We start from the raw sequence: 21,622 nt of genomic DNA on the forward strand, positions 1-21,622 counted from the left end.
CGCGAAGCGTCAATAACGCTAAACGTTAAACTTGAACTCTACGGAGTGTCGGCGATAAATAACCATTTTATTCGCAAGTGCGGAAGTAGCAACGAAATACCGCTAAAACGGACAACATGGGGGTGCACAGAAATACATATAGGTTCTGCGGAAAACCTATAGGGATCGTCGCTATAAACCGCTGTGCGTGGAAAACATAAAGGGTTTACGGACCCGGTCCCAGCCCCCTCAATACTCTGAGCCGGGAGAATGGAAAATGGAAGTCGATGTATCCCCACTATTCATTTTTCCGTTCTTCGGAGTACACCGGGAGCTACTCCTTCGGACCAGCTCCGTGTGAACTAGATGAGAAAGCGCAGCAGCGAATCATCGACGCTGGACAGTTGGTACTGCGGGCCCGCGAGCGGCACCCCGAGGGGTCACTCGCGGAGCACTACAACCCGTTAGCGATGGACCAAACTCTGCTCAAGGCTCACGACGAATTGGACCGATAAGTAAATAAAGCTTTCGGTGTGGCACGCAAACTCACCAACGAGCGCCAGCGCCAGGAGCTACTGTTCGCCAGCTACGGGGAGTTGTCGAGGGGCTAATCTCCTCGCTTCCATCAAAATCGAAACCACCAGCAGGGTCGTCCCCCGTGCGGGTAATTTTGATCGGCCCCGCTGCTGGGTATAGAACCCTGTCGCCGGCAACGCCGGGAACTATGACTGTGCCCGACGAGAACACGTCACTGTCATAACCCGGCTCACGGTAGACCAGCACTGGTCGTCCACTAATACTGGTGGATTTCGGTTTGGGTGGCGGGGGGGGGATTAACGCCGCCGGCCTCGTTTTTTGCGTTGAGGAGGGCGTTGACTACTTCCCGATTGTGAAATTTGCCGATGGTGCGATGGAGAGGAACCAGTCACCTGAAAGAGATCGATCCAGTCGCTGGTGCGCAATCTGGGGGGTAGGGTTGCGGGGTCGATTCCTCGCGAGCGCAACCATGATTGTGTATCTGAACGTGATGAAAACAACCCTGCCCTTCGGAGAATTTCCCCTATCCCGCGTCCCCGGGCGGTGAAAACGGTGTGCACCATAGCCTGAAAGGCTTTGCGTTGCTCTATCGGGATCTTCGGGTCACCCACCCGGCGGATCACTAAGATCCCCCCGTCAACGTTAGGCTGTGGACGGAAAGCAGACCTTGGTACTCGGGAACCAAGGTGAAACGTGAACCATGGGGACCACTGAGCCGTCATCATCGTGCTTGCGCCTACCCCGGCCCGGCGGCGAGCGACTTCCCACTGCATGAGGAGTACAGCGTCAGTCCATGCCGGCGCATGCAACAACTTTCGAAGAATGGCAGTGGTGAGGTGAAAGGGAATGTTTCCCACAATGACGCAGGGAGTGGCGGGTAACGGGAAGTTAAGGAAATCATCATGGACCACTTCGACCGACGCCGAGGCGGTCTTTTTTGTGAGTTTGGCAGCTAGTTTTGCGTCTACCTCAACTGCCGTTATTGCCCTCCCCAAGCGGGATATCGGGTGAGTGAGGGCACCGCTTCCCGGCCCGATCTCGATGATGGGGCCGGAGGTTTGTTTTATAAGATCGACGATGGTGTTGATGATCTTATGGTCTGTGAGAAAATTTTGGCCATGTTCGTGACGGCCGTATCCGTATGTAGACATCAGGTGTGCTCCGTGGAGTTGAAACGGAGCCGGGCATGGCAAATGGCCGCCCGGCTAAAGGACCGGAGCGGTTTTTGACCCGCGGGAGGGAGAAAACCGCCTTAGCGGTTGGTGAGCGGCCGCATGAAAACGGAACCTGAAATCAACATGGTTCTATCGTATCCAATTAATTTCGCAGGGTGCAATACGATGAGAAAGAAGACAACCGCACCGCAACAGTGCAAGACCTCTCTGGATTGGAATTTGTCCTACCTTCGGGGCGTCATACAGACGCCACTGGCGTATTTTGTCTCTGGGGAACGAGGGGGAGTTACCCCCACCTCCGAATGTTTTTAAGGTGCACCCCTGATTACGCTGGGGTGCGGGAGTAATTCTGTCCGACCGATCGGACTGTCCAGCGACGTGGGGCGGGTAGTTCGAGGTCCCAGCAGATGATCGCGTCGATTTCGCCGCGTTCAAAGGATGCCACCATGGCGTCGTATTCGGGGCGAGCCACATTCTTCTTTGACGCGGAAATGGACTGATCGACGTCGTTATGTCCTATGTCCAACGCGCAAGCCACGCTGCTTTGCAATGGCTTCACAGTCCTGAGGCTGCAGGTCGATGGTGCGGCCATCCACCTCAGCGTCTCGTGAGATACGACGGCAAATAGGAGCGCGTGTTGTCAAACGCTATTAATACGGCCCTTAGCTACACATTGAACTTAAATTCCACCACGTCGCCGTCGGCCATCACGTAGTCCTTGCCTTCCTGGCGCACCTTGCCGTGGGCACGGGCCTCCGCCATGGAACCGAGCTCGTCCAGATCCTCGAAGGCCACGATCTCGGCCTTAATGAAGCCCTTCTCGAAGTCCGTGTGGATCACACCCGCAGCCTGCGGTGCAGTGTCACCCTGGTGGATCGTCCACGCGCGAGCCTCCTTCGGCCCAGCAGTCAGGTAGGTCTGCAGGCCAAGCGTCGCGAAGCCAGCCTTTGCCAGCGTCTGCAACCCCGGTTCGGTCTGACCGACAGATTCCAGCAGCTCAGCTGCCTCCTCGTCATCCAGCTCCAGCAGGTCGGCCTCTGTAGCGGCATCCAGGAAAACGCAGTCCGCCGGAGCCACCAGCTCGCGCAGCTCTGCCTTCTTGTCCTCGTCGGTCAGCACGGCCTCATCGGAGTTGAACACGTACAGGAACGGCTTGGCCGTCAGGAAGTGCAAATCGCGCACGGTAGCCAGGTCGATCTCCCCCTGCGCCGCGGCGTTCGACAACGTCCGGCTATCTTCCAGGATCTCCTGCGCCTTCTTGGCCCCCTCAACCTGCTCAGCCAGATCCTTGTTCTTCCGCGCTTCCTTCTCCAGGCGCGGCAGAGCCTTCTCCACCGTCTGCAGGTCGGCCAGGATCAGCTCCGTCTCAATGACGGAAATATCGCTGGCGGGGTCCACACGTCCATCGACGTGGATCACGTTGTCGTCGGAGAACGCACGCACCACCTGGCAGATCGCGTCCGCCTCGCGGATGTTCGCCAAGAAGGCGTTGCCCATGCCCTCACCGCCGGAGGCGCCCTTCACAATGCCGGCGATGTCCACGAAGGACACAGTCGCGGGCAGGATGCGCTCGGATTCGAAAATCTCCGCCAGGCGCGTCAAACGCGGGTCAGGCAACTCCACCAGCCCCACGTTGGGCTCGATGGTCGCGAACGGGTAGTTCGCAGCCAGAACATCGTTGCGGGTCAGGGCGTTAAACAGCGTGGACTTGCCCACGTTGGGCAGGCCGACGATTCCTAGAGTAAGAGTCACGTGCCCCATCCTATCGCCCGGCCGTTGCTGCCAACAACGCACCCTTTCTATTGACGCCCACAGCTCGCCACCTAAACCGTTTTTGAAGTCCTTTCAAATCTCCGCAGCCCCAACACCCCCACCCCGTAAGTAATCAAACTCAGGAAAAAATTGTGAAAACCCACTATTAGCCCTCTTGCACGGTCGTATAGTAAATGCACCTTAGAAAAACTTGAGGCTTTGCCACCCCTAAAGTCTCGTCTCCCCCTTCACACCCCGAGATGCCTGCAAGAAAGCTGCCTCGCAATGACAACGTCTCAAGCCAACCCCCGTCAGCGACGGGAAACATTCAACTCCCGACTCGTCTTCCTCATGGCCGCCATCGGCTCCGCAGTCGGCCTGGGAAATATCTGGCGTTTTCCCTACGCCGCCTATGAAAACGGCGGTGGCGCGTTCCTCATTCCCTACATGGTCGCTCTCCTCAGCGCTGGTATTCCGCTGCTCTGGTTCGACCTCGCAATGGGGCACCGCTTCCGCGGTTCCACTCCCCTTACGTTCCGCCGTACCGGCAAGTTCGCTGAGCCTATTGGCTGGCTTAAGGTAGGCGTCAACTTCTTCATCGCAGTGTATTACGCCGCCATTATCGCCTGGTCCGGAATCTATACCTGGAACTCCATTTCCAAGGCGTGGGGCGACAACGCCGAAACCTATTTCCAAAAAGAGTTCCTTAAGCTCGACGATTCCTCCGCCTGGACCGGTGACTTCGTTGTACCAATCTTGCTGGTCATGATTGGTGTGTGGGTAGTGTGCATTTTCACCCTCGCTCGTGGCATTAACGAGGGCATCGGCCGAATCACGATGTTCTTCGTCCCGGTACTGATCATCCTGTTCGTAGTGATGGTAGTACGCAGCCTTTTCTTGGAGGGCGCTACCGATGGTCTGGATGCCTTCTTCTCACCTGACTGGAGCGTCCTGACGGACACTTCGGTCTGGATCGCCGCCTACGGCCAGATCTTCTTCTCCCTGTCGATCGGCTTCGGCATCATGATTACCTACGCTTCCTACCTGAAGCCCCGCACGAATCTTACCGGCACCGGCATGGTTACGGCTTTTGCTAACTCCTCCTTCGAGGTGCTGGCCGGAATCGGCGTGTTCGCAACCCTGGGCTTCATGGCCGCACAGTCCGGCACCGCAGTAGACGAGACGGTGTCGGGCGGTATCGGATTGGCCTTCGTCGCATTCCCCACCATCATCAATCAGATGCCAATGGGTTCCTTGTTCGGAATCCTGTTCTTCGGTTCTCTTTTCCTAGCTGGCATCACGTCTCTGATCTCCATCATGGAAGTTGTGATCTCGGCAGTGAAGGACAAGTTGAACCTGTCCCGCGAGGTCGCATCGATCAGCGTCGGAAGCATCATGGCTGTTATATCCTGCCTGTTGTTCTCGACGACTTCTGGCCTCATCACGCTGGACATCATGGATAAGTTCACAAATAACCTGGGCATCGTTATCTGCGCCGTGGCCGCCGTCTTGACTATCGGCTGGATTCAGGGGCGTCGCAACGAAATCGCACAGCACCTCAACGCTGTATCCGAGCTGCGACTGGGTATTGTCTGGCAGGCTTGCGTGTTCATTATCACCCCTGCAGTGCTGTTGTTCTTCCTGGTTGAGGAGATCCGCACCCTACTCTCCGAGGGATACGAAGGCTATGAATCGAGCACCATTTTCAGCTACGGCTGGCTGGTACTAATCCTCATTGCCTTCGGGGCGGTGCTGTGGACCTTCATCCCGTTCCGCGGCAACCAGATCCTCGACGGACTGCCTAGCAGCGACTACGGCGTACCACCTAATGGCCGCCCGCGCGGGGTACCAAACCCTCTGTCCACTGGCGCTGCCACATCCTCGGTGACGACGCCTACCTCCACCCCGACCGAAGGGAATGAACTCTAATGACCGGCCCCGCAATACTTCTCATGGTGTTGTTTATTCTGGTGATCTGGGGCGGACTCATCGCCGCTATCTTGATGCTCGCCAAGACTGACGACAACTCCACTGGTGAGCTAGGCGACGCACCTGGCACGGACAATGATTCGCTTTTGGCCGCTCACACCGCCACCGGTGTCAGCCAATAATCAAACCCACTAACCAAACCCAATAATCAAGCACAGTCACATCAACATGCTCCGGGAGGGCATTTCTAACTCCCGTTTCGGGCCGTCGTAAGGCAGAATAGGGAGAATGAACTCCCAGAACCCCCACGACAGGCCCTTTCTTGGCGAGGACGGCCGTGACTTCGCAGACTTTATCGCGGGTTCACAGCGGATGGATACCGAGAACATTCCGATCCCTGGCGACGATAAAGATGAAGCACGCTTAGGCTCCGGCTCTTTTGCAGACGAACCAGAAGCCGCAAAGCGCCCTACAATCAGTCCCGAATCTCCGGAGGCGGAAGTGATTGAGGCCAAGCGCGCGGAGACGGCTCCCACCGTTGAGGAAAAAGGCGAGGCATTCGTACAGGAACGCAGTTCCGCCCGCGCTACCACGGGCAATGAAAAGCCACTCGCGGAGGATAATGAGCCAGACGGAGAGACCGAGACCGACGAGCGCCCCGGCGTGCAGTCACATGCGGCCAAGGTGAAGAAGAAGTCCGAGAAGAAGAACAAGAAATCTTCCATCGACGAGGATCTCAACCCTGAGCTGCGCGACCGCGCCGAGGTAATCGGCACCACGGGTCGTTGGTTTGCGGGCTGGTGCCTGCGCTTCATCATTATTGCCGCAGCGCTTTACCTAGGTTTCCAAGTTTTCGGCAAGCTGTGGGCGGGCATTCTTCCGGTGTGCCTGTCGGTTATTGTCTGTACGGTTCTCTGGCCGGTCGTGCGTGTATTGCGCAAGGCCAAAGTTCCCAACAGCCTGGCTGTATTAATAGCCATTCTGGGCTTCTTCGCCCTAATCATCGGGACTTTTGCCGCCATCGCCCCGAGCGCGGTGGATCAGGGCAAAACGATCGTCAACCAAGCTAGCGACGGTATCGGCCGTATCCAGGACTGGCTCCAGGGACCGCCTGTGAACCTGCAGGAAAGCCAGTTCAACGACGGCGTGCAGCAGATTACCGACTGGCTGCAAAACAAGTCCGGCGACATCGCCACCAGCCTTGCGGCCTTCGGCACTGAAACCGCTTCCCTACTGGTGACCATGTTCGTCATGCTGGTTCTGACATTCTTCTTCCTGAAGGATGGCGAGAACTTCCTGCCGATGTTGCGCCGCGTGACGGGTCGCCGTGTCGGCTGGCACCTCACCGAGGTTCTGACCCGTTGCTGGAACACTCTGGGTGGCTTCATCCGCACGCAGGCCATCGTGTCTGCCATCGACGCGATCTTTATTGGCCTGGGTCTGGTGCTCCTCAACGTGCCACTAGCCGGTCCGCTTGCGATCCTGACCTTCTTCGGTGGCTTCATCCCGATGGTGGGTGCATTCGTCGCCGGCGCCCTATCGGTCCTCATCGCACTAGTAGCTGTGGATTTCAATACCGCTGTGATGGCGCTGCTGCTCGTTATCGCCGTGCAGCAGCTGGAAGGCAACATCCTGCAGCCAGTGCTGCAGTCCCGTGCGATGAACGTCCACCCTGTCATCATTCTGCTGTCCGTTACCCTGGGCTCCACTCTGTTTGGCATCATTGGTGCATTCCTGGCAGTACCCACTGCCGCCATGATTGCGGTCATTCTGCGCTACGTGGGTGATCTAACAGACCTCGCCACAGGCGAAAAGACCTCTAGGGATATCGAGTTCGCCACCACCGCAGGTTCACTTACTGGAGAACAGTCGGAACGTGCAGCTCAGCGCTGGCAGGAGCTGCGTAAGGCAATGATGCTCACCAACTCCAAGAAGTCCGAAGCAAATCAGCTAAATGAGCCTCGTCACGGCGAAACTGCCCAAAACGGTCAGTCCGCTCAGGCTCCCCGTGCTATCCAAACCGCCACCCAGGACATGAGCTCCGCAGCGGCTGATGGTGGCGTTTCCACGGAAACGGCAGGCACTGAAAACGAAGGGGCGTCATCCTCTAACGACACAAAGTCACAGATCCGCGGGAAGGTGCAGTCAATCCTGAACTCCCTCCGTGGCAATAACAAGTAAAGCAAACCAAAGAAGTAGCATTACCCCGTGACCGAAAGCAGCCGAACTACAAGCAGTAACCGCACGAGCGCCACGCAGCGCAGCGAAAGTCGCTCTGCACAGCGCCTCGGCCGTAGTCGTGGCCACGCTGAAATAGCGCACGAGGATTCTCCCTCGCATTGGTTCCCCGTTTGGGCTCCGGTGCTTGTGATGCTGGCGGTGATTTTCACTGGACTGGTACTAGCCAAGGGTGACACCACAATCCCCACCAGTTTCTTCATTCTCTTCGTGATCGCAATGATCGTCTCCACGATCTTCGTCGAACCGCGCGGCCTATTCCTTACTGTGGCCTCATTCCCGCTGTATTACTTGTTTGGATCACTCGTCATCGGCTGGTTTAGCTCTGGGGCGGCGACCATAGCCAGCAGGAAAACAAAGGTCATTACGTCGATTTACCCCGCCATCGAGCACTTTCTGTGGCTGCTGATCCCTTTCCTCTTTGCGGTGGGAATCGCAGTGTTCCGCTGGTGGAGCTACCGCGAATCCCTCACTCGCAAGGCCGCAAGGCTAGAGATGCAGCGTCGCCGCCGCAGCGAATCTGACCGCAGCAACATCGAAGCCTACGGTCGCGCGAAGGAACGTACCCGGGCGCGTAGGGAGTCTCTTTATGATGATGACGCCACCTCGCGTTCCGAACCTGTCAAGAGTTCAGAGAGAGGCGCATATTCCCGCCGTGAGGCATCTCCCCGTCAAGCTACCCGCGTGACGCGCAGCTCAGCTGAACTGCGAGATAACGCACAGCGCCGCCGGGTTCCCCTCCCGGAGCGACGACTGTCCCCCAAGCGCTACCTAGACGACGAGCGCGACTAAGAACTACTTCTGCGTACGCGGCGGGCGCAGCTCGCGAGGCAGGGAGAAGATCAGATCCTCCGTCGCGGTGGTGACCTCCTCGACTTCACCGAAGCCCTTGTCCGCCAGAAGATCCAATACCCCTCGAACCAGAATCTCCGGCACCGAAGCGCCTGAGGTTACGCCGACGTTCGTAACGCCCTCGAGCCATGCCGGATCAACTTGCTCTGCGTAATCCACCAGGTGCGCATTCTCTGCGCCGTGCTGCAGAGCGACCTCCACCAGTCGCTTGGAGTTCGAAGAGTTCTGGGAGCCAACCACGATCATGAGCTCCACCTTCGGCGCAATCGCCTTCACTGCTACCTGGCGGTTCTGTGTGGCGTAGCAGATGTCATCAGACGGCGGATCCTGGATATCCGGGAACTTTTCGCGGAGCAGTTTCACTGTGGACATGGTCTCGTCCACGCTGAGCGTCGTTTGAGACAGCCAAACCAACTTGGTGCCCTCCGGGAACTCCAGCGCGTTGACATCATCCTCGCCGTCGACGAGGTGTACAACATCTGGGGCTTCACCCGCTGTACCTTCGACCTCCTCGTGCCCGTGGTGGCCGATGAGGATGATCTGGTAGCCCTGCTTTGCAAACCGCGTGACCTCGTGGTGGACCTTTGTGACAAGCGGACACGTGGCGTCAAAAGTCTTGAGCTCGAGCTGACGGGCTTCCTTGTGCACAGCAGGCGACACACCGTGAGCAGAGAAAACCACGTTGGAGCCGCGAGGAATCTCGGTGGTCTCATCCACAAAAATCACACCGCGTTCCTCGAAAGTCTTCACGACATGCTTGTTGTGCACGATTTCTTTGCGCACGTACAGAGGTGCACCATGCTTTTCCAAAGCCTTTTCCACCGACTCGACTGCTCGGTCAACTCCTGCGCAATAGCCACGCGGAGCAGCGAGGAAAACCTTCTTAGTATCGGTACTTGGCTCTGTAGTTGGGGTAGTCATGTGCCCCATCGTAATGGAAGAGTGAAGCCGGTTAAACCACGTGACGGGGTCTGACCATTCACCATCAATGTGGCGTAGGCGCCCAGGGTGTCCGCACCGTCTTTTAGAATGCTTAACCATGAGCGTTCCAAATTCTGCGGAGTCCCCTTGGGCTGTCGGGCAGTTGAACGACCAAGTAAAGAACTGGATTCAGAAACTTGGGTTCATCTGGGTCGAAGGCCAAGTCACCCAGGTGAACATGAAGAGCACGTGGCGTTTTTCGTATATCACTCTGCGCGATGTGAACGTCGAAGCCTCCGTGTCTTTGACCGTCGAGACCAGCGCGCTGAAAAATTTGGCTACTCCGGTCAAGGACGGTGACCGGATCATTGTCCACGGCAAGCCCTCGTTTTATTCGAAACGTGGCAGTTTTTCCCTCTGGGTGACGGATATTCGCCAGGTGGGAATTGGCCAGTTATTGGCTCAAATAGAACAGTTGAAGAAGGCAATGTTCGCCGAGGGTCTCTTCGACCCCCGGCTGAAGGCTCCGCTCCCCTTCTTGCCCACAACTGTCGGGCTCATCACTGGGCGTGGTTCGGCAGCGGAACGGGACGTGATGGAGGTTGCTAAGCGACGATGGCCCGCCGTGCGCTTTCGGGTTATCAACACGGCAGTGCAAGGCCCCAAGACGGTTCCGCAAGTAGTTGATGCCCTCCAAGAGCTAGAACGCGATCAGGCTGTGGACGTGATCATCGTCGCCCGCGGTGGAGGTTCTGTAGAGGATCTTCTGCCATTTTCCGAGGAGCCTTTGGTGCGCGCAGTGTCCCGAATGCGCACGCCGGTAGTCTCCGCAATCGGCCACGAACCGGACAACCCGCTATTGGACTACGTTGCCGATGTCCGTGCGGCCACTCCCACTGACGCAGCGAAGACGGTAGTACCGGACGTCGTGCAGGAACTGCGGATTATCGGCGAAGCACGTGAACGTGGTGCAGGCGCGTTGCGTAACTGGGTGGCTCACGAGAGGCGTGGGTTAGCGCAGATCCGCACCAGACCAGTCATGGCGGATCCAAGTCTGCCAGTCACCCGGCAAAGAGAGATCATCGCAGAAGCACTGCAGCGAAAGGATCGCGCACTCGGGGTGCACGTCCGTTCCTTGCGGAGCTCCATCGAGTCGTTGAAGGCTCAGGTTAATGCACTGGGACCATCGCAGACTCTTGCCCGTGGCTATTCAATCGTGCAAGTTATTCCACGGGATAAATCGGGCGCGCAGGTCGTGACCACGGTGGATCAGGTTGCTCCCGGCTCACAACTGCGGATCCGGGTTCCCGATGGATCCATCACGGCCGCAGCGATGGGCGTGCAAGCCGCACCGGGTGGCGTCATAAAAAAGACTCGCGACCGCAGCGACAGTGACAACAACGACCACAACAACCGCGCAGATACCAACGCAGATACGAACACAGAAGAGGCTTAAGACAATGGCAGACAACAACGGCACCGGAAACACCGAACAACAGAAGTTTCGCCCGCTCGATCAACTCAGCTACGAGGAAGCGCGGGACGAGCTGGTGGAAGTGGTGAAGATCCTCGAGCTAGGGCAGATGAGCCTGGACGAATCGCTGAACTACTGGGAGCGCGGCGAGGAGCTGGCAGCATACTGCGAGGATTATCTCAACGGCGCATCACAGCGCATCGAAAAGGCACTGCAACAGCGCGAAGCCCGAAGCGCCGGAGCATCTGGAACCGAGCAGGTGGCGCCGAACGGCGAGGAATAGCAGAAGAGGACTACTTAGCCTTTGAAGGCTGCGCCGCTTCGCCGACATCGATCGGGTCGGTCGCGGCAATCTTTTCTGCAGCGGTGCGCGTCTGTTCAGCAGAAGCCATAGCCTCGATCACCAAACGCACATCCCCCAGGTCGGCAACCCACAATGGGCGCGCATCCTCACCGGTGAAGACATGCCACTCAACGTCTCCAGTGGTTTCGGTACTGGTCTCTTCCCGCACCGAATCATCAGGCTGGCTTGCCGCCTTGAAATCGGCACCGGTCTGCGTCAGAGAAATGTAGTTCTCTCCGTTGACGACCCATCCAACCAAGCTCGACGGTTCGCCGTTGACCATCACACGACGAGCGGAATTGGGCACCCACCCTTCCGGCATTTCCGGGTTGCGGATGGGGAAGTCAAACGTACGGGCATCCATCTTCAGCACCGCATCTGCATCGACCTCCTGCACCGGACCCGACCGATCCGCCTCACCCGGATCAAAGGAGCACAGGCCCGTGAACCCGACCGTCAAGAACATGGCGACCAACAACACCACCAGGGACAGCACGATGTCCTTGGCGGATTGAAATGCGCGGGGTTTTTGAATCTGCACGTCCGCCATTATCGCACTGCCTCTGCTCGACTAGGCAAATTAACCCTGGGTAGGGCTGGCCGATACTGCTAAAGGCATCGCCCGTGGGAAATAGGGCACAATGGAAGTGGAATAGAACCTATTACCTATCAGCAATAGAAAAGAGCTGGAAGATCATGTCGACTGAAGCGCACACCCCTGCTGTCTCCCCCAATCCAGATGCTCCAGATCGCAATCTGGCAATGGAGCTTGTCCGCGTGACCGAGGCTGCTGCTCTGGCCTCCGGCAAGTGGGTCGGACGTGGGCAAAAGGAATCCGGTGACGGCGCCGCTGTGGACGCCATGCGTCAGATGATCAACTCCGTAGAGATGGACGGTGTGGTGGTCATTGGCGAGGGCGAGAAGGACGAAGCCCCGATGCTGTTCAACGGCGAGCATGTCGGCACCGGTAATGGCCCGGCGGTGGATATCGCCGTCGACCCGGTGGATGGCACCACTCTGATGGCAGAGGGACGCCCGAACGCCATCTCCGTCATCGCCGCCGCCGAGCGTGGCTCCATGTACGACCCTTCTGCGGTGTTCTACATGAAGAAGATCGCTGTCGGCCCGGAGGCCGTCGGCAAGGTCGACATTGACGCTCCAGTCGCCGACAACATCAAGGCCGTGGCAAAGGCCAAGGGAACCGTTCCGGGTGACATCACCGTTGTCGTCTTGGATCGCCCGCGCCACGCGGATCTCATTCGCGAAATCCGCGAGGCCGGCGCAAAGGTTCGACTCATCGGTGATGGCGATGTCGCCGGCGCCGTGGCTACCGCGCAGGATAATACGACGAATTCCGTGGACATCATGATGGGCATCGGCGGCACTCCGGAGGGCGTTATCGCCGCAGCAGCGATGAAGTGCATGGGTGGCGAGATCCAGGGCAAGCTGTGGCCAAAGGACGAAGCCGAGCGCCAAAAGGCTCTGGACGCTGGCCACGACCTGGATCGTGTGCTGACCACCAACGACTTGGTGAACTCCGAGCACTGCTACTTCGTAGCTACCGGTGTAACCAACGGCGACATGGTGCGTGGCGTTTCCTACCACCAGAACTCCGCTACCACCCGTTCCCTGGTTATGCGTTCTCGTTCCGGCACAATCCGCTTCATCGAGTCGCAGCACCAGCTGGCGAAACTGCAGTCCTACTCCGTGCTGGATTACACCCGTAACTAGCCCTTTTATTGACGCCCGCACGCCTCAACCGTCCGACATCCTTTTAGGTAAGTTGGGCAGTGTCCGTGCGGGACACGAAGACTAATCCGCTTCTTTACGTTCCTGCTGCTTGAACGTCGACGAGTTCACAGCGGGAAGCGTCATAAAGCAATCGAGATAAAGGTGATGAAAGAATGACCGAGCAAGAATTCCGCATTGAGCACGACACGATGGGCGAGGTTAAGGTTCCCGCCAAGGCTCTGTGGCGTGCACAGACGCAGCGTGCAGTGGAGAACTTCCCGATCTCCGATCGCCCGCTGGAATCCGCACAGATCCGTGCCATGGGTCTGCTGAAGGCTGCTTGTGCGCAGGTAAACAAGGATCGCGGTCTGCTGACCGAAGAGCAGGCGGATGCCATCATCTCCGCTGCCAAGGAGATCGCTGAGGGCAAGCACGACGCTGAGTTCCCGATCGATGTTTTCCAGACCGGTTCCGGCACGTCTTCCAACATGAACACCAACGAGGTCATCGCCTCCATCGCCAAGAACAACGGCGTGGAGATCCACCCGAATGACCACGTGAACATGGGTCAGTCTTCCAACGACACCTTCCCAACCGCCACCCACGTTGCCGCTACCCAGGCTGCAGTAACTGACCTGATTCCGGGTCTTAAGGTCCTGCAGGAATCCCTGGCTAAGAAGGCCAAGGAGTGGGAAAAGGTTGTGAAGTCCGGCCGTACCCACCTGATGGATGCCGTTCCGGTGACGCTGGGCCAGGAGTTCTCTGGCTACGCACGTCAGATCGCTGCTGGCATCGAGCGCGTTGAGGCTACTCTTCCCCGCCTGGGCGAGCTGCCGATCGGCGGTACGGCAGTAGGCACCGGCCTGAACACTCCGGCTGACTTCGGCGCAAATGTGACCGCTGAGCTGGTCAAGCTGACCGGCGTAAAGGAGCTGCGTGAGGCAGAGAACCACTTTGAGGCACAGGCTAACCGCGATGGCCTCGTGGAGTTCTCCGGCGCTATGCGCACCATCGCCGTTTCCCTGAACAAGATCGCCAACGACATCCGCTGGATGGGCTCCGGCCCGCTGACTGGCCTGGGCGAAATCCACCTGCCGGATCTGCAGCCGGGCTCCTCCATCATGCCGGGCAAGGTCAACCCTGTTCTGTGTGAGACCGCTACCCAGGTTGCGGCACAGGTTATCGGTAACGACGCTGCTGTGGCTTTCGGCGGCTCCCAGGGTGCGTTCGAGCTGAATGTCTTCATTCCGATGATGGCTCGTAACGTGCTGGAGTCTGCGAAGCTGCTGGCCAACACCGCCCGCGTATTCGCGGAGAAGCTGGTCGACGGTATCGAGCCGAATGAGGAGCGCATGCGCACTCTGGCTGAGTCCTCCCCGTCCATCGTTACCCCGCTGAACTCCGCCATTGGCTACGAGGCTGCAGCTAAGGTTGCAAAGACCGCACTGAAGGAAGGCAAGACCATCCGCCAGACAGTGATCGACTTGGGCTTCGTCGATGGCGAGAAGCTGACCGAGGAGGAGCTGGACAAGCGTCTCGATGTCCTGGCCATGGCCAACACCGACCGCGACAAGTAGGCCATTTTAGGCTGGCGCGACTGACCCCGCCTGATGGACGAGTCAGTTTAGTAGATCACCCGCTGATTTCCCTCCGGAGGCTAACTGCCGTCTACGGAGGGATGCCAGCGGGTTTTTCTCTGCCCTGGGATCCGGCCTCTCGGCGAGGATGAAATATCGCTAGATCGGGAATCTGCGACAGCTTCACCGCAGGCACCCTCCACATGAAACGCTCTGAACTGGCCTTTTACACTAATGCAAACGGACCCCTTTAACAGATTCCCGATTTAACGACATTCCCCCCCATCCCCCTTCCCCACACCCAACGTGAACCACCCCACACCACCACAACATGGATGCACAATCACACACATTTTGCACTGGCTATAACTTTGCACTCGGTGTACTTTTGGGCAAGTGATGAATTCAAATAGCTCAGCCCCCGCAAACATGGGGTTGCGCGAGCGCAAGCGCCTGGAGACCAGGCTGCGGATTGAGGACAAAGCTACCCAGCTCTTCCTCGACCGCTCCTTTGATGGAGTCACCCTGCAGGAAATCTGCATCGCTGCTGACATCAGCCGCCGCACTTTCTTCAACTACTTTTCTTCAAAGGAGCACGTTGCGGTCGGCAAGCAACCTCCCCTCCTCACTGAAGAAGACTTCGCAGAAATAGTGAACTTCTCCCCCAACCAGGGCAGCCTCCCCCAGCACCTCTACGAGATGCTAACCCAGAAGCGCCTGGAAGAGGCTCGGAAGTCGGACAATGCCAACCTCGATCCGGAATTAGCGGAGTCGATAAGGTGGCGTCGATCCCAAATACTTGAGAGATTCCCCAACCTCGCACTCGCGAAGATCGCCTGCTACGAAAAGCTTCGCAGCGACCTCGCTGAAGCTGTATGCCGGAACCTCGACAAGCACCCGGGCAATCGCCTTTCAGACCTGGAAGCAATGGAGGAAGCACACCTCATCGTCACAGCTGCAACCACCGTTCAATGGGCCGCTGCCACTTCGGCAACGCGCAACGGAAGAACGCTAAGCAGCACAAAAGACTTCGACATTCCCCTGGCAGGACTGCAGAAAATCTTCTCCGCCATCGAACCCTCAACCGCCATCGCAGAAACAACTCAAAAGGAGAACCGCCTATGAGCGATACCCGAAAGCAAGCCGCAGCTGCCAAGGCACGGCTCGAGACCGCAGAAAAAGAGCGCCTCAAAAACAACAACAATGTGCCACTCGTATTCAGCTGCCTAATGCTCGGCATGCTGATGTCCTCGCTGGGGCAAATGATCTTCTCCACCGCTCTACCCACCCTCGTCGGTGAGCTTGGCGGCGCGAACAAAATGAGCTGGGTCATCACCATCTTCCTGCTCACCATGACCATCGGCATGCCGGTATACGGCAAGCTAGGCGACCAGATGGGCCGCAAACCGCTGTACCTAGTGGCTGTTTCCCTCTTCCTGGCCGGCTCCGTCATTGGAGCGCTAGCGCAGAGCATGGACATGATGATCGCCGCCCGCGGCGTACAGGGCCTCGGTGCGGGTGGCTTGATGATCGGGTCGCAGGCGATCATCGCCGACGTGGTTTCGGCCCGGGAGCGCGGCCGCTACATGGGAATCATGGGCGGCGTATTCGGCCTGAGCTCGGTACTGGGGCCACTCCTGGGTGGCTTCTTCACCGATGGCCCAGGCTGGCGTTGGGCTCTCTGGTTTAACGTTCCACTGGCGATCGCGACCCTGCTCATGGTGGGCTTCAATCTGAAGCTGCCGAAGCGTGGCAAGGGCGCAAATCTCGATGTGATCGGCACTGTTCTCATGGCCGGCGCTACGAGCTGCCTGATTCTGCTGCTCACGTGGGGCGGCCGCGATTATGCATGGTCCAGCCCAGTCATCATTGGCCTCGGCATCGCCTCCGTAGTGCTGGCCGCTCTCTTCGTAGTGACAGAACGCAAAGCAAGCGATCCGCTGATCCCCATGCAACTATTCACCGTCCGCAACTTCGTGGTCACCACCTTGGCGGGCACGATCACGGGCGTGGTCATGTTCGGCGTGCTGGCTTATATGCCGACGTACATTCAGATGGTTCACGGCATGACACCCACCAAGGCCGGTTTGATGATGATCCCCATGATGGCGGGCATGATCATCACTGCTACCGGTTCCGGTCAGTACGTGTCCCGGACTGGTCGCTACAAGTGGTTCCCCGTTGTAGGTTTGTGCGTTGCCGCCACTGCCGTGGGCCTTATGGGGCTTTTTGACGCCCACGATTCCCTCGTACACCTAGGCCTGGTGCTAGCGCTCATGGGCGTTGGCTTGGGTCTTACGATGCAGATCCTGGTGCTGATTGTCCAGAACTCGTTCCCAATCACGATGGTGGGTACGGCAACGGCCTCGAATAACTTCTTCCGCCAAATTGGCGGCACGGCTGGCTCTGCCATCATTGGTTCACTGTTTACCCACCGTGTAGCGGATTTGATGGGACAGCGTGTGCCTGGCGCGATAAAGGAGATGGGGCCGCAAGGGCTTCCGTTTGCGGAAAAGCTTCAGGGTGGCGGTAGCTCGCGGTTGACTCCGGAGATCGTCGATACACTGCCCGGCCCACTGCACGAGGCGATCACTACGTCGTATAACGACGCCCTCGTTCCCGTGCTCGGAGCAATGGCTCCGGTGGCCGTGGTGGCTGCATTGATTCTTGTATTGGTGCGCCAGGACAATCTTAAGGAAACCATCGAGTAGCTCGGGAGAAGTTAGTCCCGGCTACGGGGAAGGCCAAATCTCCTTCCCTGGTTAGGCGTCTTCGTTGTGCTCCAGGTTTTCCTGGTAGTACTCCCATGCCGGGCCGCCCTCCAGGATCTTCTCCATCACCATATTGTGGCGCCAGGTGCCTTGTTTAGGGCCGTAGTTCATGTGGGACATGCAGTGGAAGATTCCCACCTTTTCGAAGCCGCGGGAAAGGTGCAGGCGCACTGATCCTTCGTTCTCCGGAAAAATGCTGGAGTGCATTGCCCAGTGCCCCTGGTCAGCTGCGTCTTTGAGCAACCGATCCAATAGATTGCCGGCCACGCCCTTGCCCGCAGCGTCCTTGTGAACGTAGATGGAGTCTTCCAGCACTCCATCAAAGACGTCTCGGTGGCTGGCGGAAGTGGCGGTAATCCAGCCCAGAACCTTTTCCCCATCCTCGCCTAGGCCTGCGGCCGCGGCGGCTGCGGGATCCGTGTCAATGGCGACAAACGAAAGCTCCGGCAGACGGTGACGCATAAAGGTCTCCCAGTCTTCCGGCGCGTTTTCTTCAAACGTTGCCTCGCCTGTGTCCATCCCCGTCTGCAGAATGTTCTGAACCTGGGGGTAATCTTTCTCCTCCATGAGGCGGATAAAGACTGCTTGCTTGGCACTACCCTCAGCGCTCTTAGTGGCGCTGTTCTGTGAAGGGGTCCCTGCGGTATTCGCGGAAGTCATGGAAGAAATTCTGCCTCACGTTCCACTGGTTTCGCCACTCACAGCCAGCTAACAGCCGGCAGCTGTCAGCGAACTAGCCTTTCTCCAAGAGGTTTGTGACTAGTTCAGCAATCGCAGAGCGCTCGGAACGGGTGAGAGTAACGTGCGCAAACAGCGGATTATTCTTCAGCTTCTCGATAACCGCCTGGATGCCGTCGTGTCGGCCAACGCGCAGGTTATCGCGTTGTGCAACATCGTGAGTAAGCACCACTCGGGAATTGCGACCCAGACGCGAGAGGACAGTCAATAGCACGTTGCGTTCCAAGGACTGTGCTTCATCAACGATGACGAAGCTATCGTTCAAGCTTCGTCCGCGGATGTGCGTGAGCGGAAGAACCTCTAGCAGGCCGCGAGCGTCGATTTCCTCCAGCACGTTATCGCTTACTACGCCCTCCAGGGTGTCGTAGACCGCCTGCGCCCAGGGGTTCATCTTCTCGGTCTCACTGCCTGGCAGGTAACCGAGATCCTGGCCACCCACCGCGTACAGCGGCCGGAACACAACGATTCGCTTGTGCTCGCCGCGTTCCAAAACTGCTTCCAGGCCGGCACACAGCGCGAGAGCAGATTTGCCTGTACCCGCGGATCCGCCAAGGCTCACAATGCCAACCTCGTTATCGAGCAGTAGATCCAGAGCTACGCGCTGTTGAGCACTACGACCACGAATGCCAAAGGCTTCCAGGTCAGTGGGCACTTGGCGCACCATGCCATCGCCCAGCGAGCGTGCAAGCACCGATTGGCTACCAGCAGTAAGCTGCAGACCGCAGTGGATCGGCAGCTCGTCTACTTCGTCGCCCTCTACAGTGAGTGCACCGGAGATGTCGGCTTCTCCTACGTCATAAAGCTCGTCAATGATCCCGGATGGAACCTCAGCGCGAGCCATGCCGTTGTAACCAGTCAGCACAACGTCCTGAGCGTGATACTCGTCGGCGTCCAAGCCCACTGCGCCGGCTTTCACACGCAGCGGGACATCCTTCGTGACTAGCGTTACGTTGTGCCCTTCTGCCCGCAGGTTCAAAGCACACGCGAGAATGCGGTGATCGTTTTGCTCCCCGCGCAGACCGGTGGGGAGAACGGACTGATCAACGTGGTTCAGCTCTACTTGGATCGTGCCGCCTTCGTCGTTGATGATGCTGGGCATATCCAAGCGGCCATGTTCCTGGCGGAAATCTTCGAGCATGCGCAGGGCTTGGCGAGCAAACCATCCGAGCTCGGGGTGGTGGCGCTTACCCTCCAGCTCGCTGATGACGACGACGGGGAGGATGATGCGGTGCTCCGCAAACTTGATGAGTGCCCAAGGATCAGATAGCAGCACCGAGGTGTCGAGAACATAGGTGCGCAGGCCAAGCTCTGCGTCGGAGTGAGCGTTGAGAGCCTGATCGGCGTGAAAAGTCTGGTGAGCCTGATCGGTGGGCGTGGCGGAAGTCATGGAGATGGCGCTCCTTGCAGGGATCATGAGTTAATCAACCCGGACATTCCGCGTTGCAAAAGCTACGCTTTACATCCGGGAAACGGATGAGGTGGGTAGTTGTTACTTGCTTCGGACAACACCGACGCTGTGCTCGCTGCATGGAAATTACATTGTTGTCAGATGAACTCTAGGTAAACACAAAAAAGCCCCAGGGTTTGAGGCATCTGGTGCCCCTCACCTGGGGTTATCAAGTTCTACTTGAAGGTTAGAACTTATGTGTTTAGTGCTTCTCGATGGTCTCCGCGAACTTGCCGGAAGCGTCCTTGGCCCACTTAATGGTGCCGTTCTGGAAGGACTGGGTCCAGCCGGAAGCCGCATCGCCCTGCTCCGGAGCGGTCGGCAGGCCGATTTCATTGTCCAGGCCACCACCGTTTGCCCAAGTCTCGCCGATCTTGCCGATCAGCGGGACTGCGCCGTTCTCCTCCGAGTTTGCGATCCATCCCTTCTCGAAGGTGGCCAGGGAGCCCTTCTCGCCGTCCTTAAACTCGGTCAACTTGCCGAAAGCGCCGGTCTCGCCGCCTTCGTTGTCCCAGGCGGTCTTCACATCCTTGGGGAGTTCAACCTCTTCACCGTTAGCGGTCTTGACCTTCACGGTCTCCCCCTCAGCACCGGCACCCTCAGCATCCGAGCCCTCAGTGCCGGCTTCCTTGGAACCTTCAGCGTCTGCACCCTCGGATTCCTCAGAGCTGGACATCTTGTCCTTAGCTTCGTCAGCCTTGTCGCCAGCCTTTTCGGAAGCGGAGCCGGCAGCGTCGCCTGCCTTGTCGGTTGCGGAGTTAGCAGCGTCGGTAGCCTTGTCCTTGTCCTCCTCGGAGCAGGCAGAGACACCGAAAACCAGGGATGCACCGGCGGCCAGCGCGACTGCGGATCGACGGAAACGCTTGTTAGAGTTCATTCTTTTACCTTTCTATTGGCTTAACTGACTTTTCATCTTTACTTTATGTAAAAGACCTACCGATCTATTTTTAATAGGAAGCTCCCCCTAACGCAGCTGTCGTTCAATAACTTAACCCAACTGCAACGAATTCTTTATTTTTGCGCTATGCTCCGGGGCGCCTCTTCCGCCCTTTATTCTTTCCTGTTTTACCACCTTTAGCAGCCTTTTTATTGACGCTGCCTCTCCCCCTAACAGCAGTCTGTCGAGAACTGCCCGCAGTGCGCCCTTTACATATCCCTACAAAGTCCTGAATGACGTCACTGTCAGATTCGGTCAGCCACATGAGGGCCACGCGAGTGCGCGGACACGTGGTGGCGTCAATTCCAAAAAGATCTCGGTGCACTACACCGCGCTGGTTGAGAGCACGCAACAGTGGGCGCGGCGCGACAGCAATGCCCACGTTGGCAGCCACCACTTGGAGAGCTTCACGAAGAGCAGCGACATCGTCCCAGCCTGTCGACGGAGTAATGTACATCAGCTTTTCATCAGTGAGCTCTTGGTAGTCGATAGCGTCCATGAGCTTGACGGGATGCTCCTTGGGCGCCGCAACACCTACCTGTTCCTCATACAAAGCCACCTCATGCATGTCCGCAGGGCGTTCATAGCCAGCGGCGGGCAAACGCACCAAAGCCACATCTGCCTGGTGAGAGCGTATATAAGCCAATGGATCATCGGTTCCCGCGCTAGCGATCTTCCACCCCGGTACGCGCTCGTCGAATCGGCCAAACCATTTATCGGGCTGCACTCCAGTACTGAAAACAACCTTTAGGTGACGCGCCTGACGCTTTGGTTGAGAGACGCGACGGGTGGACTGCTGCTTCTGTGAAGCGGGAACATCTGGCATGGGACTAATAATAGGGGCTTCATTAGAATGATGGTCATGACTGATGCGAACCCGAGTTACAAATCCGGCCCGCCCATGAAGCCCGCCACTGCCGCCAAGAAGTTGGGCATTTATCTTCCTGCAACCCCGCAGGAGTTCCAAGATTCCGCACTTACACATGAGCAGTTCGTTGAGCTGCAAAAGAATCCTCCCGCCTGGCTGCAGGCGTTGCGTCGCGAGGGACCGCACCCGCGTCCAGAGGTGGCACGCAAGCTGGGGATCAGCATCACGTCCTTGAAGAACAATGAGATGGACAAGCCTCTGACCACCGCCGATATCAAGGCACTGCTTGAGAATCAGCCGGATTGGCTGCGAGAAGCAAGACATAAGTTGGCTAGTGAGCGCGAGGACAACGA

21 protein-coding genes are annotated in these 21,622 nt (G+C 57.9%); 12 read left to right on the forward strand and 9 right to left on the reverse strand.

Annotated features, from left to right (window positions below):
- Positions 1–266: 266 nt before the first annotated feature.
- Positions 267–494, forward strand: a complete 228-nt coding sequence (locus ACWXWJ_RS08640) for a type IIL restriction-modification enzyme MmeI (protein WP_338078520.1) — start codon at positions 267–269, stop codon at positions 492–494.
- A 318-nt stretch (positions 495–812) separates the two neighbouring features.
- Here the strand turns inward: ACWXWJ_RS08640 and erm are convergent, their stop codons facing one another.
- The 3 genes from erm to ychF form a co-directional block, all read right to left on the reverse strand.
- The gene (gene erm / locus ACWXWJ_RS08645; protein ID WP_473964148.1) at positions 813–1,667 is read right to left on the reverse strand and encodes a 23S ribosomal RNA methyltransferase Erm; all 855 of its coding nucleotides are present in this window, start codon (positions 1,665–1,667) and stop codon (positions 813–815) included.
- Between the two features lie 349 nt (positions 1,668–2,016).
- On the reverse strand, positions 2,017–2,250 hold the full coding sequence (locus tag ACWXWJ_RS08650) for a recombinase family protein (protein WP_473964149.1): 234 nt from the start codon (positions 2,248–2,250) through the stop codon (positions 2,017–2,019).
- 107 nt (positions 2,251–2,357) lie between these two features.
- Positions 2,358–3,443, reverse strand: coding sequence for a redox-regulated ATPase YchF (ychF, locus tag ACWXWJ_RS08655; protein WP_473964150.1), 1,086 nt, complete (start codon positions 3,441–3,443; stop codon positions 2,358–2,360).
- Positions 3,444–3,728: 285 nt separating this feature from the next.
- Here ychF and ACWXWJ_RS08660 point away from each other — a divergent pair, with 285 nt between their 5' ends.
- From ACWXWJ_RS08660 to ACWXWJ_RS08675, 4 genes are all read left to right on the forward strand, one after another.
- The gene (locus tag ACWXWJ_RS08660; protein ID WP_473964151.1) at positions 3,729–5,372 is read left to right on the forward strand and encodes a sodium-dependent transporter; all 1,644 of its coding nucleotides are present in this window, start codon (positions 3,729–3,731) and stop codon (positions 5,370–5,372) included.
- Positions 5,372–5,554, forward strand: coding sequence for a methionine/alanine import NSS transporter subunit MetS (gene metS, locus ACWXWJ_RS08665; RefSeq protein WP_448308168.1), 183 nt, complete (start codon positions 5,372–5,374; stop codon positions 5,552–5,554). Before ACWXWJ_RS08660 ends, metS begins: the two co-directional genes overlap by 1 nt.
- Positions 5,555–5,660: 106 nt before the next feature.
- Positions 5,661–7,553, forward strand: a complete 1,893-nt coding sequence (locus tag ACWXWJ_RS08670; protein ID WP_473964152.1) for an AI-2E family transporter — start codon at positions 5,661–5,663, stop codon at positions 7,551–7,553.
- A 27-nt stretch (positions 7,554–7,580) separates the two neighbouring features.
- Positions 7,581–8,402 (forward strand): DUF6542 domain-containing protein, encoded by an 822-nt coding sequence (locus ACWXWJ_RS08675; protein ID WP_473964153.1) that lies wholly within the window; start codon positions 7,581–7,583, stop codon positions 8,400–8,402.
- A gap of 3 nt (positions 8,403–8,405) precedes the next feature.
- Here ACWXWJ_RS08675 and ACWXWJ_RS08680 read toward each other — a convergent pair whose 3' ends face one another.
- On the reverse strand, positions 8,406–9,392 hold the full coding sequence (locus ACWXWJ_RS08680) for a 4-hydroxy-3-methylbut-2-enyl diphosphate reductase (RefSeq protein WP_293792328.1): 987 nt from the start codon (positions 9,390–9,392) through the stop codon (positions 8,406–8,408).
- 109 nt (positions 9,393–9,501) lie between these two features.
- Here ACWXWJ_RS08680 and xseA point away from each other — a divergent pair, with 109 nt between their 5' ends.
- Both xseA and ACWXWJ_RS08690 read left to right on the forward strand, forming a co-directional pair.
- Positions 9,502–10,839 (forward strand): exodeoxyribonuclease VII large subunit, encoded by a 1,338-nt coding sequence (gene xseA / locus ACWXWJ_RS08685; RefSeq protein WP_293792321.1) that lies wholly within the window; start codon positions 9,502–9,504, stop codon positions 10,837–10,839.
- A 4-nt stretch (positions 10,840–10,843) separates the two neighbouring features.
- Entirely contained in the window at positions 10,844–11,140 is a 297-nt protein-coding gene (locus tag ACWXWJ_RS08690) for an exodeoxyribonuclease VII small subunit (protein WP_293792322.1), read from the forward strand.
- A gap of 10 nt (positions 11,141–11,150) precedes the next feature.
- Here ACWXWJ_RS08690 and ACWXWJ_RS08695 read toward each other — a convergent pair whose 3' ends face one another.
- Positions 11,151–11,750 (reverse strand): DUF4245 domain-containing protein, encoded by a 600-nt coding sequence (locus tag ACWXWJ_RS08695; protein ID WP_293792323.1) that lies wholly within the window; start codon positions 11,748–11,750, stop codon positions 11,151–11,153.
- A 146-nt stretch (positions 11,751–11,896) separates the two neighbouring features.
- Here ACWXWJ_RS08695 and glpX point away from each other — a divergent pair, with 146 nt between their 5' ends.
- The 4 genes from glpX (at position 11,897) to ACWXWJ_RS08715 (ending at position 17,219) form a co-directional block, all read left to right on the forward strand.
- Complete coding sequence (glpX, locus tag ACWXWJ_RS08700; protein ID WP_473964154.1) at positions 11,897–12,931, forward strand: class II fructose-bisphosphatase; 1,035 nt, start codon at positions 11,897–11,899, stop codon at positions 12,929–12,931.
- Positions 12,932–13,104: 173 nt separating this feature from the next.
- Positions 13,105–14,508, forward strand: coding sequence for a class II fumarate hydratase (locus ACWXWJ_RS08705; RefSeq protein WP_473964155.1), 1,404 nt, complete (start codon positions 13,105–13,107; stop codon positions 14,506–14,508).
- Between the two features lie 399 nt (positions 14,509–14,907).
- The gene (locus ACWXWJ_RS08710) at positions 14,908–15,633 is read left to right on the forward strand and encodes a TetR/AcrR family transcriptional regulator (RefSeq protein ID WP_473964160.1); all 726 of its coding nucleotides are present in this window, start codon (positions 14,908–14,910) and stop codon (positions 15,631–15,633) included.
- Positions 15,630–17,219, forward strand: coding sequence for an MDR family MFS transporter (locus ACWXWJ_RS08715; RefSeq protein WP_473964156.1), 1,590 nt, complete (start codon positions 15,630–15,632; stop codon positions 17,217–17,219). The genes ACWXWJ_RS08710 and ACWXWJ_RS08715 overlap by 4 nt, the downstream gene beginning before the upstream one ends.
- Positions 17,220–17,270: 51 nt before the next feature.
- On the opposite strand, the gene ACWXWJ_RS08720 is transcribed toward ACWXWJ_RS08715, so the two are convergent.
- From ACWXWJ_RS08720 to ACWXWJ_RS08735, 4 genes are all read right to left on the reverse strand, one after another.
- Complete coding sequence (locus ACWXWJ_RS08720) at positions 17,271–17,939, reverse strand: GNAT family N-acetyltransferase (RefSeq protein ID WP_448308159.1); 669 nt, start codon at positions 17,937–17,939, stop codon at positions 17,271–17,273.
- A 73-nt stretch (positions 17,940–18,012) separates the two neighbouring features.
- Positions 18,013–19,404 (reverse strand): PhoH family protein, encoded by a 1,392-nt coding sequence (locus ACWXWJ_RS08725; RefSeq protein ID WP_448308158.1) that lies wholly within the window; start codon positions 19,402–19,404, stop codon positions 18,013–18,015.
- 262 nt (positions 19,405–19,666) lie between these two features.
- Positions 19,667–20,341: an LGFP repeat-containing protein gene (locus ACWXWJ_RS08730; protein ID WP_473964157.1), complete on the reverse strand. Its 675-nt coding sequence runs from the start codon at positions 20,339–20,341 to the stop codon at positions 19,667–19,669.
- A 145-nt stretch (positions 20,342–20,486) separates the two neighbouring features.
- Positions 20,487–21,227, reverse strand: coding sequence for a LysR family transcriptional regulator substrate-binding protein (locus tag ACWXWJ_RS08735; protein ID WP_473964158.1), 741 nt, complete (start codon positions 21,225–21,227; stop codon positions 20,487–20,489).
- Positions 21,228–21,263: 36 nt separating this feature from the next.
- Between ACWXWJ_RS08735 and ACWXWJ_RS08740 the strand changes: the two genes are divergently transcribed.
- A partial coding sequence (locus ACWXWJ_RS08740) for a DUF5997 family protein (protein WP_473964159.1) occupies positions 21,264–21,622 on the forward strand: 359 nt, incomplete at its 3' end.

Source organism: Corynebacterium sp. p3-SID1761, assembly GCF_055862885.1.